Below are 13,884 nucleotides of genomic sequence, written 5' to 3'. Positions count from 1 at the left end.
GCTCTGCGTGGGAATGCAGCCCGTGACGCTCCGCGTCACTGGACGCGGAGCGTCCCTTGAGGCATTCCCACGCGGAGCGTGGGAACGATCTCTATGCAGGTGTTGCTTGATCCAGCGCCACACCGGCGCCAACGAGGCCGGAGTACGGCGCGGTCACCAGCCAGACCGGGATGCCTTTGAAGTAATCGCTCATGCAGCCCTTGTCGGCGAAGCAGCGGGCGAAGCCGCTGGCGAGGAAGAAATCGGCGAAGCGTGGAATCACCCCGCCAACGATAAACACGCCACCGCGCGCGCCGGTGGTGAGCACGTTGTTGCCGGCGACGCGACCGAGCCAGCAGCAGAATTGCTCGAGCACTTCCAGGGCAATCGGATCACCGGCCAGGCCGGCGGCGGTGATCGCTTCCGGCGTTTCAAGCTTAGGCTCATGACCATCTACCGCGCAGATCGCCCGGTACAGTCGAGGCAGGCCGCCGCCGCTCAACACGGTTTCCGCGCTGACATGGCCGATCTCGTTGTAGATGTGTTGCCACAGTTGCGTTTCGCGCGGGCTGCTCAGCGGCAGGTCGACGTGTCCGCCCTCGCCCGGCAGCGCCGCGAAGCGGCCTTCGCCGAGATCGAGCAAGGTGCCGACACCCAGGCCAGTGCCCGGGCCGATGACCACCGCCGGACGCAACGGCTCCGGCGTGCCTTCGCAGACCACGCGGAATTCGCCGGGCTGCAAGCGGGTCATGCCCAGCGCCATCGCCGAGAAGTCGTTGGTCAGCAACAACTGCTCGACCTGCAAGGTCTTGCAGAACGCACTGCGACTGAGCCGCCAGTGATTGTTGGTGAATTTGAATTCATCGCCGCTCACCGGACCTGCCACCGACAGACACACCGAGCCGATCGAGCCCGGCGCCAGACCGAGCCCGCTCAGGTACAAGGCGATTGCCTCTTCCGGGGTGGCAAAGTCGGCCGTGGCCAGCACCTGAACCGATTGCAGTTGCTGGTTTTGCCACAACGCGAACCGCGCGTTGGTGCCTCCGATGTCACCGACCAAAGCCAGTTTCAATTAAGCGTCTCCAGGGCAGAAGTGAAGGCGCTGGCGCCCTGCTCCGCCGAGCTGAAGGCCATGCGCATGAAGCCAAACAGCTCGCGGCCGCTGCCAATGTTGTTGCCCAACAGGCCCTTGGCGGGTTCGCGCGCTGCAAATTCGGCGGCGTCGACCTTCAGTTCCAAGGTGCCTTTGACGCCATCGACGCGGATGATATCGCCCTCTTGCACGCGCGCCAAAGCGCCACCGACATAAGCTTCCGGGCTGACGTGAATCGCTGCGGGGATTTTCCCCGACGCGCCGGACATGCGCCCGTCAGTCACTAGCGCCACTTTGAAGCCGCGATCCTGCAATACGCCGAGGAACGGCGTCATCTTGTGCAGCTCCGGCATGCCGTTGGAACGCGGGCCCTGGAAGCGCATCACCGCGACGAAATCCTTCTCCAGCAGACCGGCCTTGAATGCGTCCGCCAGGTCTTGTTGATCCTGGAACACCATCGCCGGTGCTTCGACGATCTGGTTCTCCAGCGCAACGGCGGAAACCTTCATCACCCCGCGACCGAGATTGCCTTCCATCACCCGCAAGCCGCCCTCTTGCGAGAACGCACGGGACACCGGACGCAGGATGTTTTCATCAAGGCTGTCGGTCGGCCCTTCGCGCCAGACCAGCTCGCCGTTATCGAGGAACGGTTCTTTGGTGTACTGGCTCAGGCCATGGCCGAGCACAGTGTTGACGTCTTCATGCAGCAGGCCGGCGCCGAGCAGTTCGCGGATCAGGAACGACATGCCGCCCGCTGCCTGGAAGTGGTTGATGTCGGCCTTGCCGTTCGGGTAGACGTGGCTCAGGGTCGGCACGACTTCGGAAAGGTCGGCCATGTCCTGCCAGGTCAGTTGAATGCCAGCGGCCATGGCGATGGCCGGCATGTGCAGGGTGTGGTTGGTCGAGCCGCCGGTGGCGTGCAGGGCAACGATGGAGTTGACCAGCGCCTTCTCGTCGACGATTTCGCCGATCGGCATGAAGTTGCCATTCTGCTTGGTCAGGCGCGTGACCTGATGCGCGGCTTCGCGGGTCAGGGCGTCGCGCAGTGGTGTGTTCGGGTTGACGAAAGACGCGCCCGGCAAGTGCAGGCCCATGACTTCCATCAGCAACTGGTTGGTGTTAGCGGTGCCGTAGAAGGTGCAGGTGCCCGGGCTGTGGTAGGACTTCATCTCCGATTCCAGCAGCTCTTCACGGGTCGCCTTGCCTTCGGCGTACTTCTGGCGGACGTCGGCTTTTTCCTTGTTGGAAATCCCCGAAACCATCGGCCCGCCCGGTACGAAGATCGTTGGCAGATGACCGAAACGCAGCGAACCCATCATCAGGCCCGGAACGATCTTGTCGCAGATGCCGAGCATCAGCGCACCGTCAAACATGTTGTGCGACAGCGCCACCGCCGTGGACATGGCGATCACTTCGCGGCTCGGCAGGCTCAGTTCCATGCCCGGCTCACCCTGGGTCACGCCATCGCACATGGCCGGAGTGCCGCCGGCGAACTGGCCGACCGAGCCGATTTCGCGCAGGGCGTTCTTGATCTGTTGTGGAAAGACTTCGTACGGCTGGTGCGCCGAAAGCATGTCGTTATACGAAGACACAATGGCGATGTTCGCCGAGTTCATCATCCGCAGGCTGTGCTTGTCTTCAGTGCCACAACCGGCCACGCCGTGGGCGAAGTTGGCGCATTGCAGCTTGCCGCGCATCGGGCCGTCGGTGGCGGCGCCGCGAATCAATGCAAGGTAAGCCTGACGCGTGGCGCGGCTGCGGGCGATAAGCCGTTCGGTGACCTCAAGAACGCGGGGATGCATGTGTAGAACTCCAGGCTAACGGATGTGGCGACCTGATTGTCTATGCTGATCAAACGCCGTTGTTGTTGGAATGACAGACGGCTTTTTTGACCATTCGGACCAGTTGATTCAGGTCACTCGTTGTAGATAAAACAAAATATTGCCACTAAAAAGGCTTGTTTTCTATTTTTATGCGAATAATCTTGTAATTCCAACAACAAAACGACGGCGGCGCTGTTCCATGACTCTTCGAATTGCAATCAATGGTTTCGGCCGCATCGGCCGTAATGTCCTGCGCGCACTGTATACCCAAGGCTATCGTCAAGACCTGCAGATCGTCGCGATCAACGATCTGGGTGACAGTTCGATCAATGCCCATCTGCTCAAATACGACACCGTCCACGGCACTTTCGATGCCGAAGTGGCGCACGATAACGAAAGCCTGACGGTCAATGGCGACCGCATCGCAGTCAGCGCCATTCGCAACCCGGCCGACCTGCCGTGGGCCGCTGAAAAAATCGACGTAGTGTTCGAATGCACCGGTCTGTTCACCGACCGTGCCAAAGCCGCCGCGCATATCAGCGCCGGCGCCCGCAAGGTGATCATCTCGGCCCCGGCCAAAGGCGCCGACGCCACTGTGGTTTATGGCGTCAACCACGACATTCTGCGTCAGTCGCACCAGATCATTTCCAACGCTTCGTGCACCACCAACTGCCTCGCGCCAGTGGCGCAGGTGCTGCATCGCGAGTTGGGCATCGAGAGCGGCCTGATGACCACCATCCACGCCTACACCAATGACCAGAACCTCACCGACGTCTATCACAGCGACCCGTACCGTGCCCGCTCGGCCACGCAGAACATGATCCCGAGCAAGACCGGCGCAGCCGAAGCGGTAGGTCTGGTGCTGCCGGAACTGGCGGGCAAACTGACCGGCATGGCCGTGCGCGTGCCGGTGATCAACGTGTCGCTGGTCGACCTCACCGTGCAACTGAAGAAAGAAGCCAGTGCCGACGAAGTCAATGCCCTGCTGAAAGCGGCGAGCCAGCATTCGAAGATTCTCGGTTACAACACCTTGCCGCTGGTTTCCAGCGACTTCAACCACAACCCGCTGTCGTCGATCTTCGACGCCAACCACACCAAAGTCAGCGGCAAGTTGCTGAAAGTGCTGGCCTGGTACGACAACGAATGGGGCTTCTCCAACCGCATGCTGGATAACTGCCTGGCGTTGTGTAACGCCGAATAATCCCGGCCGGCCCCCCATCCCTGTGGGAGCGAGCCTGCTCGCGAAAGCTATCTGTCAGTCAATATGGAGCTGACTGACACGACGCCTTCGCGAGCAGGCTCGCTCCCACAGGAGATCCGATTTCAATTTGAAATCAGCACTTGACCATTCAGCTGGATGATAAGTATTATCATTCGCTCGAAATGGATCAGGTCCTCCCGTGAGTCAATCGCGCTTCAACCACGTCTTCCTCGCCCAGCGCACTTCCCTGCTGCGCACGCTGGAACGGATGGTCAACAATCACAGCACCGCTGAAGACCTGTTGCAGGAGACCTACCTGCGCGTGACCCGGGCGTTGAGCGAGCGGGCCATCGATCACCTTGAACCCTTTGTCTTCCAGACCGCGCGCAATCTGGCGCTGGATCATTTGCGCGCGCGCAAGATTCATGCGCGGACCATGGTCGACGATGTACCACAGGACGTGGTGCAGAGCATCGCCGCGCCGGCCAGCAGCGCCGAAGACGCCGCCCATGCCGAACAATTGCTGGAGCGTTTGAACGTGAGCCTCAGCCAACTCAGCCCGCGTCAGCAGCAGATCTTCATCCTCAGCCGTTTGCACGGCCACAGCTATCAGGAAATCGCTGATGAACTTGATGTTTCGCTGAGCACCGTGCAGAAGGAACTGAAACTGATCATGTCGATCTGCATCGGCGTTGCCGAACGGCATAACGGCAGCGGCAAATTTTGAGCTGCAAGCTACAAGTAAAAACAAAAAGCAGTATTGCATCCGGCTTGCAGCTTGCAGCTTGAAGCTAGAAACTGCTTCGCCAGAAGCCCTGAGGAACCACCGTGACGGACACCCACCGCTCGCCTTCGCCCGATTCGGCGCGGGACGCTGCAGCTGCAATGGACCAGGCGCTGGACTGGCTCATCGTGCTCGGCAGCCCGGATGAGGAACAGACCCGGCAATTTCATGCCTGGCTGGCGGCTGATCCGTTGAATGCCGAGGCATTCGCCAAGGCCCAGGCGATCTGGGACGGCCCGCAAGTCGCACTGTGCGCCGAAGCCCTGGCGGCAAAACCTGTAAAAATCACTTTTCTCAAACGCTTGCGCCCGCACTGGAAACCGCTGGCTACCGCTGCGGTGCTGATCCTCGGGCTGTTCAGTTTCAGCAACCTGCCGATGCGCATTCAAGCGGATCACCTCACCGTGGTTGGCGAGCGTCAGCGGCTGCAACTGGAGGACGGCTCGAAGGTCCTGCTCAATACCAACTCGGCGTTTTCCAGCACCATCAACGATCAACAGCGCGTGGCCCGGCTGTTTCAGGGCGAGGCGTTTTTCGAGATCGCCAGCGGGCGCAATCAGCCGCTGGAGATCGACGCAGGCCCGGTGCAGGCAAGCGTGCACGACACCGCATTTGCCGTGCGCTACCTCGACGGGGTCGCACAAGTGAACGTGCAGCGTGGCGATGTCGATCTGCGCGCCACCCACAATGATGCCCGGGTGCGCCTGCGTGCCGGGGAAAGCATTCGCATCGGCCCCAACGGTTTTGATCGCCCGGCCAAGCTCGACGCCAATGCCGATCTGGCCTGGGTTGAAGGCCGCCTGGTGTTCGAGAACTGCCCGCTGAATCAAGTGCTGGCCGAGCTGCGCCGCTACTATCCGGGCTGGATCATCAACAACAACGAGCAATTGGCCGACGTCGCCGTCACCGGCAATTACCGTCTCGACCAGCCGCTCGACGTGGTCCGCTCCCTCGCTCACATCACCTCGGCACGCCTGCAGGAATTCCCTGCGCTGGTGATTCTGAACTGAATGAGAATTATTTTTACTCGATAGCCAACGACAGTACGTCTCGTTATAGCCAATGCAATTGATTCGCATCTAACCATGCCGATCAGCACCTATAAAGATTCGTGCGACACGGAGCGCTATCGATGTCCTCACGCCTTACCCGCCAGACTGCTTCCCCTTCCCGCGTACTGTCGCTGCTGACTGCGGCCATCCTCATGGCTGGCACCGCACCGCTGCTCGCCGCCACCGAGCAACCGGCGCGCAACATGGGCGATTACGCCTTCGCCATCGGCCAGCAACCACTGGTTTCGGCATTGAATGCCTTTACCGCCGTGACCGGTTGGCAGGTCGGCTTGCCGGCCGAGTTGGGGCAGAACGTCTCGTCGCCGGGCGTGCGCGGTTCGCTGCCGCCGGAGAAAGCCCTCGAGCGCCTGTTGGTGGGGACCAACCTGAGCTTCCGCAAACTGAGCAACAACAATGTCGTGCTGGAAAAACGCAACAGCATCGGCACGCTCAATCTCGATCAGGTGACCATCAGCGCCACTCGCCAGGAACAGTCGGTCAACAGCGTGCCCTCGACGGTCAGCGTGCATGATCGCCAAGCGCTTGACCGCAACAACGTCAACACGATCAAGGATCTGGTGCGCTACGAGCCGGGCGTTTCCGTTGGCGGCGCCGGTCAGCGTGGCGGCATCAGCGGCTACAACATTCGCGGTATCGACGGCGACCGCATCCTGACTCAAGTCGATGGCGTGGAGATCCCCAACGGCTTCTTCAACGGCCCCTACGCCAAGAGCCAGCGCAACTACGTCGACCCGGAAATCGTCAAACGCGTGGAGATCCTCCGTGGCCCGGCCTCGGTGCTGTACGGCAGCAACGCCATCGGCGGCGCGGTCAGTTACTACACGCTGGACGCCGACGACATCATCAAACCGGGCAAGGATGTCGGCGCGCGCCTGAAAAGCGGTTACAGCTCCGCCGATGACAGCTGGCTGAAGTCCGCCACCGTCGCCGGCCGCAGCGGTGAGTTCGACGGTCTGCTGCATTACAGCCAGCGCGACGGACACGAAACCGAGTCCTTTGGCGGCAACAACGGCACCGGCCTTGCGCGCACCGCCGCCAACCCGGAAGACGTGCGCGCGACCAACGTCCTGGCCAAGCTCGGCTGGAACTACAACGACGATTCGCGTCTGGGCCTGACCTACGAAAAGTACAAGGACGATCGCGACACCGACCAGAAAAGTGCCTACGGCGGCCCGTATTTCAACGGCGCGCCGACCATCCCGAGCAGCATCCTGCCCGGCGGCATGTACCAGTGGCGCACCGGTAACGACACCATCACCCGCGAGCGCTTCGGCATCGAACACGCGTTCGCCCTCGACAGCCTGCTGGCCGATAACGTCAAGTGGAGCCTCAACCACCAGATCGCCAAGACTGACCAGACCACCGAAGAGTTGTACTACCCGATCACTCGTAAAGTGCTGCGTACCCGCGACACGATCTACGAAGAAAAACAGTGGGTGTTCGACGCGCAACTGGACAAGGCCTTCGCCATCGGTGACACCGATCACCTGCTGACCTACGGCACCACGATCAAGCAACAGAAAGTCACCGGTTCACGCAGCGGCGACGGCACATGCCTGGCGGTCGGTCGTGGCTGCACGGCGATTGGCGCGACCAGTGCGGCGGATGTACTGGCCAAGGCCAGTGACTTCCCCGATCCGACCATCAACACCTACAGCCTGTTTGCTCAGGATCAGATCAGCTGGAACGACTGGACCTTCCTGCCGGGCCTGCGCTACGACTACACTCAGCTCAAGCCGCACATCACCGAGGAATTCCTCAACACCGTGAATGCCGACGGCCAGGGCACGGTCAGCGACAAGAACAAGACCTGGCACAAAGTCTCGCCAAAATTCGGCCTGACCTATGCACTGACGGACAACTACACCTGGTACGGCCAGTACGCCGAAGGCTTCCGCACGCCCACGGCAAAATCGCTGTACGGGCGTTTCGAGAACAACACCACCGGCTACACCGTGGCGCCCAACTCCGACCTTGAGCCGGAAAAAAGCAAAGGTTTCGAAACCGGCCTGCGCGGGAATTTCGAGCAGGGCTCGTTCGACGTCGCGGTGTTTTATAACAAGTACCGCGACTTCATCAACGAGGACGCGGTCAAGCCGGGCGACGATGTGTTGACCTTCCAGAGCAATAACATCAAGCGCGCCACCATCAAGGGCGCAGAAGTCAAAGGTCGCTTGAATCTGGACGCGTTCGGCGCGCCGCAAGGCCTGTATACCCAAGGCTCGATCGCCTACGCCTACGGTCGCAACAACGACAGCGGCGAGCCGATCAACAGCGTCAACCCGCTCACCGGCGTGTTCGGTCTCGGTTACGACCAGGACAACTATGGCGGTCTGCTGAGCTGGACCGTGGTGAAGAAAAAGGACCGCGTCGACGACAGCAATTTCAAATCGCCGGACGGCGTCAGCAGTCAGTTCAAGACCCCGGGCTTCGGCATTCTCGATCTGGCCGGCTATTACAAGGTGACCGACGACGTCACCGTCAGCGGCGGCGTCTACAACCTGACCGACAAGAAGTACTGGCTGTGGGATGACGTGCGCGGTTACGACAGCGTCGGCGAAGCCTCGGTGACGCAACCGGCCAACCTCGATCGGCTGACCCAACCGGGACGCAACTTCGCGATCAACCTGATCTGGGACATCTGACCCGCCCGGCCTCACTGCGCGTGTTCTCGCTGCGCAGTGAGGTTTTTTTACTGTCCGCCGCCCGCCCGTACGTCTTGTTATCAAGCGCCTCATTTATCAAGGACACCCCATGACTGCCTCGGAAAAATCCCTGCGTTCGCAACGCCTGAACCAGATCACCCATGAGCCGCACAGCAAACTCGATGCGCTGGTCAAAGCCCACGCACCCTTCGAAACCCGCGCCAGCTTCGCCCGTTTCGTCGTCGCGCAATACCTGTTCCAGGCGGAACTGGTCGAGCTGTACAACGATGCCGAACTGACCGCGATCGTCCCGGATCTGCCGGCCCGTTGCCGCGCCGAAGCGGCCAGGGCTGACCTCGCCGACCTCGACACCGAAGTCCCCGCGCCGGTGGCCGGCGCGCTGAAAAACCCTAGCAAGGCGCGGGCGCTGGGCTGGATCTTTGTTTCCGAGGGTTCCAAGCTCGGCGCGGCGTTCCTGATCAAGCGCGCGGTGGCGCTGGAGTTGAGCGAAAGCTTCGGTGCCCGGCATCTGGCGGAACCGCAAGGTGGCCGCGCCGAGGGCTGGAAAAGCTTTGTGCGCACCCTCGATGCGTTGCCGTTCACGGCGGAGGAAGAGGCGGAAGTTGAGCAAGGTGCACTGGATGCGTTCAACCGCTTCACCGTGCTGCTGGAACGGGCTTATGCCATAGAAGCCGAAGTGGCCTGAAGCAACTCTTATCCCTTGTGGGAGCGAGCCTGCTCGCGAAGACGGCAGCACATTCAACATCAATGTGCCTGATCAACCGCTTTCGCGAGCAGGCTCGCTCCCACAGAGCTCACCACAAATCTGTAAGATCTCCGTTCCGCTTCAGAAGCCGCCGCTGAGCCCATGCCCACACCCGCCCCATCAAAACTCGCCCGTCTGCTGTTCGGCCTGCTGGCCTATGTCAGCCTCGGCATTGGCCTGGTCGCCATCGTCGTGCCCGGTCTGCCGACCACCGAGTTCATTCTCCTTGCCGCGTGGGCCGCGACCCGCAGTTCGCCGCGCTTGAGTGCCTGGCTGGAGAATCATCGCCTCTTCGGGCCGATCCTCAGTAACTGGCGCAACGGCAGGATCATCGCGCGTAAGGCCAAAGTCAGCGCCACCGTCAGCATGCTGCTGTGTGCGACGTTGATGCTGGTGATGCTCGACCACGGCTGGCCGATCTATCTGGCGATTGCCGGCATGGGCCTGGGCAACCTGTGGATCTGGTCGCGCCCGGAGACGCCCGTCGCGGTAGTGAAACATCCCTGTAATTAAAGCCTTTTCAGCACTTTCCCCTGCGCAAACGTTTAGCAGCGACCGTCCGTCGGTAAGCGCCTCATGCCGTTTCGCTTAACGCCGATGAGGATTGAATGGCGCTGAATGGATTTGGCAAACCGGGCTCCCGGCCCAGCCACCTGTTTATTCCATTCGCGAGATCGCCCCATGTTCGACTCTCTTTCCATTCGCCTGAAAATCGTCCTGCTCTCCGGCCTGTGCCTGCTCGGAGTGGTGGCGCTGATTGTCAGCATGAACATCTACCAGACCAACCAGAACGACGCGCTGGTCAGTCAATCCAGCAACCAGTTGCTCACCGCCAGCGTGCAGAACCTGCTGCAGGCCAAGGCCGCCGAACAAGCGGTGCGGGTGCAGAAAACCTTTGGTGAAAGCCTGTTGGTGGTCACCGCCCTCGCCGATCAGATCAAGGATCTGCGGACGATGGCCACCAAGCGCTCACTCGAAGCCGGCGCCGTTCGGGAAGAGTTGAACCAGAGTCTGAAAACCGCTTTCGAGCGCAACGATAAAGTCCTTGGCATCTGGCTGGCCTTCGAACCCAACGGTCTCGACGGCAAGGACAGCGAATTCGCCAACGACGCCGCGCGGCAGTCCAACGAAGCCGGGCGCTTCGCCTCGTACTGGAGCCGTGCCGCCGGCGCCGCGCTGAATACGATCATGGTCGAGGACGACTTGACCAAGACCACCCTCAGCGTCAGCGGCACGCCGTACAACAGTTGGTACACCTGCCCTCGCGACAACAAACGCACCTGCCTGCTAGACCCGTATGCCGACACCGTCGGTGGCAAGGAAATGCTCATGACGACCATTTCCGTTCCGCTGCTGGCCGACGGCAAAGCGATCGGTGTGGTCGGTGTCGACATCGCGCTCGACGCCCTGCAAGCCGCCGCCGTCGACTCGCAGCGCAGCCTGTTCAACAACGCCGGGCACATGCTGATCGTCTCCGGCAGCGGCGTGCTGGCGGCCGACAGTGCCGACGCGACGCGAGTGGGCAAAAAAATCGGCGACACCCTCGGCGCCGATGGCAAGGATGTATTGCAACTGGTCGGCAGCGGTACGGCGAAAATCCTCGAACAGGGCGAGCTGATTCGCGCGGTTTACCCGGTCGACCCGATCGGCAATTCGCGCGCCTGGGGCGTGGTCATCGACCTGCCGGAGCAGGTGCTGCTGGCCGACTCGGTGAAGCTGCAAGCGGTACTCGATGACGCGCAACAAACCGGCGTCATCACTGCCCTGCTGGTGGCGGGCGTGGCCGGTCTGGTCGGCCTGCTGCTGATCTGGCTCACCGCCTCCGGCGTCACCCGTCCGATCAACAGTGTCGCCGACATGTTGAAGAACATCGCCAGCGGCGAAGGCGATCTGACCCAGCGCCTGAACTACAGCAAGAAAGATGAACTGGGCGAACTGGTGAACTGGTTCAACCGCTTCCTCGACAAGCTTCAGCCGACCATCGCGCAGATCAAACAGAGCATCACCGAAGCACGTGGCACGGCTGATCAGTCATCGGAAATTGCCCGCCAGACCAGCGAAGGCATGCAGGTGCAATTCCGCGAGATCGATCAGGTCGCCACCGCGTCCAACGAAATGAGCGCCACTGCCCACGACGTCGCCAACAGTGCCTCGAACGCCGCCAACGCCGCCAAGGGTGCCGATCAGTCGGCGAAGGACGGCATGGCGATCATCGAGCGCAGCACCCGCGACATCAATCAGCTGGCCGATGAAGTCAGCAAAGCGGTGACCGAGGTCGAAGCGCTGGCAGTGAACAGCGAGCAGATCGGCTCGGTGCTGGAAGTGATTCGCAGCATCGCCGAACAGACCAACCTGCTGGCCCTCAACGCCGCCATCGAAGCCGCCCGCGCCGGCGAAAGCGGTCGCGGTTTTGCCGTGGTCGCCGACGAGGTGCGCAACCTGGCCAAGCGCACGCAGGATTCGGTGGAAGAAATCCGCATCGTCATCGAGCGCATCCAGACCGGCACCCGTGGCGTGGTCGCGACCATGCACTCGAGCCAGACCCAGGCGCACAACAACGCCGGGCAGATTCGTCAGGCCGTTGATGCGCTGGGCAAGATCAGCGACGCGGTGACGGTGATCAGCGACATGAACCTGCAGATCGCCAGCGCCGCCGAAGAGCAAAGCGCAGTGGCCGAAGAGGTCAACCGCAACGTCTCGGCGATTCGCACCGTGACCGAAACCCTGACCGAACAGGCTACCGAATCGGCAGCGATCAGCAGCCAGCTCAACAGCCTGGCGAGCCAGCAGATGAAATTGATGGATCAGTTTCGCGTGTAACAATCCAGCATCGATCGTTCCCACGCTCCGCGTGGGAATGCATCAAGGGACGCTCCGCGTTGCAGCTTTCGATTGGGACGCAGAGCGTCCCGGGCGGCATTCCCACGCGGAGCGTGGGAACGATCCTCAATCCAGCCCGGTTATGTTTTGCACTATCATCGCCCTCTCGTTCCGGAGGGCCTTCGATGACTGATCTGCTCACGTCCATCCAAACCGCACTCGGCCTGCCCCACACGCCGATCCCCTTCAACGGTGACGGCGCGTTGCCCTCGGCGTTCGCCGTCACTGAACTGGCCTGCGCCAGCATCGCCGCTGCCGGGCAAGCGCTCAGCGAATTGCTTCACCAGCAAACCGGGCACTTGCCTGCGGTTGCAGTCGACCGCCGTCTGGCCTCGTTGTGGTTCTCCACCTCGCTGCGCCCGATCGGCTGGCAAGTGCCGCCCTTGTGGGATGCGATCGCCGGCGACTATGCGACCCGGGACGGCTGGATCCGTCTGCACACCAACGCCCCGCACCACCGCGCCGCCGCTGAACGCGTGCTCGGCGCCTGCGCCGATCGTGCCGCAATGGCGGCGAAAGTCGCACAGTGGGCGAGCGCGGAGCTTGAGCAGGCGGTGGTCGACGCCAAGGGCTGCGCCGCCGAGATGCGCAGTTGGGCGCAGTGGCAGCAGCATCCGCAGGGGCTGGCGGTGAATGCCGAAGCGCTGGTGCAGTTCATCGAGCAGACGGACGAGAACCGCAGCCCATGGCAAGGCTCGATCGCACGGCCTATGGCCGGGGTCAAGGTGCTCGACCTGACCCGCGTGCTCGCCGGCCCCACCGCCAGCCGCTTTCTAGCAGGGCTCGGCGCAAACGTGCTACGCATCGATCCACCGAGCTGGAACGAACCCGGCGTGGTCCCGGAAATGACCGTGGGCAAACGCTGCGCGCGGCTGGATCTGCAGACTCCTGCGGATCGCGCGGTGTTTGAAGGCCTGTTGAAAGACGCCGACATTCTGCTGCACGGCTACCGCGCCGATGCGCTGGAACATCTGGGGTTTGGTATTGAACGCCGAAGGCAACTGGCACCGGGGCTGATCGACGTCTGCCTCAACGCCTACGGCTGGAGCGGCCCCTGGCAGAACCGCCGGGGCTTCGACAGCCTGGTGCAGATGAGCAGTGGCATCGCCGAGGCCGGACAGCATTGGAAGCACAGCGATAAACCGACGCCGCTGCCGGTGCAGGCGCTGGATCATGCAACCGGGTATCTGCTGGCGGCGAGCGCGATAAGGCTGCTGACTGAACGACTGGCCAACGGTCGCGGGGGTTCGGCGCGGTTGTCGCTGGCGCGTACGGCGAAGCTGTTGGTCGAGCATGGCCCGGGGACGCATGACCTGCGGCGGGCCGAAGATGCACTGGATCAGGATCCGGCGATTGAACACACCGCGTGGGGGCCGGCGCGAAGGTTGCGCGTGCCGGTGCAGATCAGCGGGACGGCGGTGCAGTGGAATTGGCCGGCGACGGAGTTGGGCTCGCATCCTCCGTGTTGGCCATGAGAAGCCCCTCACCCTAGCCCTCTCCCAGAGGGAGAGGGGACTGATTGGGGGATATTGGAGAGTTACGCCGACGTGAAAGATTTTTGTCGAATCCATAATCGACTCGATCGCTCAGGTCGATGTATAGCGCCAGACACCTCGGTCGGCCCCCTCTCCCTCTGGGAG

At 62.0% G+C, this 13,884-nt stretch carries 10 protein-coding genes and 1 pseudogene; 9 read left to right on the top strand and 2 right to left on the bottom strand.

Features of this window, described 5'->3' with window-relative positions; genetic code table 11:
• Window positions 1-91 precede the first annotated feature (91 nt).
• Window positions 92-1,051: a glucokinase gene (locus tag OQK_RS17535; RefSeq protein ID WP_016773528.1), complete on the bottom strand. Its 960-nt coding sequence runs from the start codon at window positions 1,049-1,051 to the stop codon at window positions 92-94.
• Window positions 1,048-2,874 carry a phosphogluconate dehydratase gene (edd, locus tag OQK_RS17530; protein ID WP_016773527.1) on the bottom strand — a complete coding sequence of 609 codons (1,827 nt, stop codon included), beginning with the start codon at window positions 2,872-2,874 and terminating at the stop codon, window positions 1,048-1,050. Before edd ends, OQK_RS17535 begins: the two co-directional genes overlap by 4 nt.
• Before the next feature lie 220 nt (window positions 2,875-3,094).
• On the opposite strand from edd, the gene gap reads away from it, so the two are divergent.
• The 9 genes and pseudogenes from gap to OQK_RS17490 all read left to right on the top strand — a co-directional run bounded on the left by gap (window position 3,095) and on the right by OQK_RS17490 (window position 13,719).
• Window positions 3,095-4,096: a type I glyceraldehyde-3-phosphate dehydrogenase gene (gene gap, locus OQK_RS17525; protein ID WP_016773526.1), complete on the top strand. Its 1,002-nt coding sequence runs from the start codon at window positions 3,095-3,097 to the stop codon at window positions 4,094-4,096.
• Window positions 4,097-4,295: 199 nt separating this feature from the next.
• Window positions 4,296-4,823, top strand: a complete 528-nt coding sequence (locus OQK_RS17520; protein WP_016773525.1) for an RNA polymerase sigma factor — start codon at window positions 4,296-4,298, stop codon at window positions 4,821-4,823.
• Window positions 4,824-4,924: 101 nt separating this feature from the next.
• On the top strand, window positions 4,925-5,890 hold the full coding sequence (locus OQK_RS17515; protein WP_016773524.1) for a FecR family protein: 966 nt from the start codon (window positions 4,925-4,927) through the stop codon (window positions 5,888-5,890).
• A gap of 122 nt (window positions 5,891-6,012) precedes the next feature.
• Window positions 6,013-8,598, top strand: coding sequence for a TonB-dependent receptor (locus OQK_RS17510; protein ID WP_016773523.1), 2,586 nt, complete (start codon window positions 6,013-6,015; stop codon window positions 8,596-8,598).
• Between the two features lie 109 nt (window positions 8,599-8,707).
• Window positions 8,708-9,304 carry a biliverdin-producing heme oxygenase gene (locus OQK_RS17505; RefSeq protein WP_016773522.1) on the top strand — a complete coding sequence of 199 codons (597 nt, stop codon included), beginning with the start codon at window positions 8,708-8,710 and terminating at the stop codon, window positions 9,302-9,304.
• A 162-nt stretch (window positions 9,305-9,466) separates the two neighbouring features.
• On the top strand, window positions 9,467-9,877 hold the full coding sequence (locus OQK_RS17500; protein WP_016773521.1) for a YbaN family protein: 411 nt from the start codon (window positions 9,467-9,469) through the stop codon (window positions 9,875-9,877).
• A gap of 105 nt (window positions 9,878-9,982) precedes the next feature.
• Window positions 9,983-11,326 (top strand): annotated as a pseudogene (locus OQK_RS32050) (PDC sensor domain-containing protein); the annotation flags it as partial.
• A 102-nt stretch (window positions 11,327-11,428) separates the two neighbouring features.
• Window positions 11,429-12,184, top strand: coding sequence for a methyl-accepting chemotaxis protein (locus OQK_RS32045; protein WP_371699605.1), 756 nt, complete (start codon window positions 11,429-11,431; stop codon window positions 12,182-12,184).
• 185 nt (window positions 12,185-12,369) lie between these two features.
• Window positions 12,370-13,719 carry a CoA transferase gene (locus OQK_RS17490; protein WP_016773519.1) on the top strand — a complete coding sequence of 450 codons (1,350 nt, stop codon included), beginning with the start codon at window positions 12,370-12,372 and terminating at the stop codon, window positions 13,717-13,719.
• Window positions 13,720-13,884: the final 165 nt, after the last annotated feature.

The sequence above is a fragment of the Pseudomonas sp. R62 genome (assembly GCF_000257605.1).
Classification (GTDB): Bacteria; Pseudomonadota; Gammaproteobacteria; order Pseudomonadales; family Pseudomonadaceae; genus Aquipseudomonas; species Aquipseudomonas atacamensis.
Note: the sequence above shows the minus strand (reverse complement) of the source record. Positions and strands in the feature narration are given on the sequence as shown.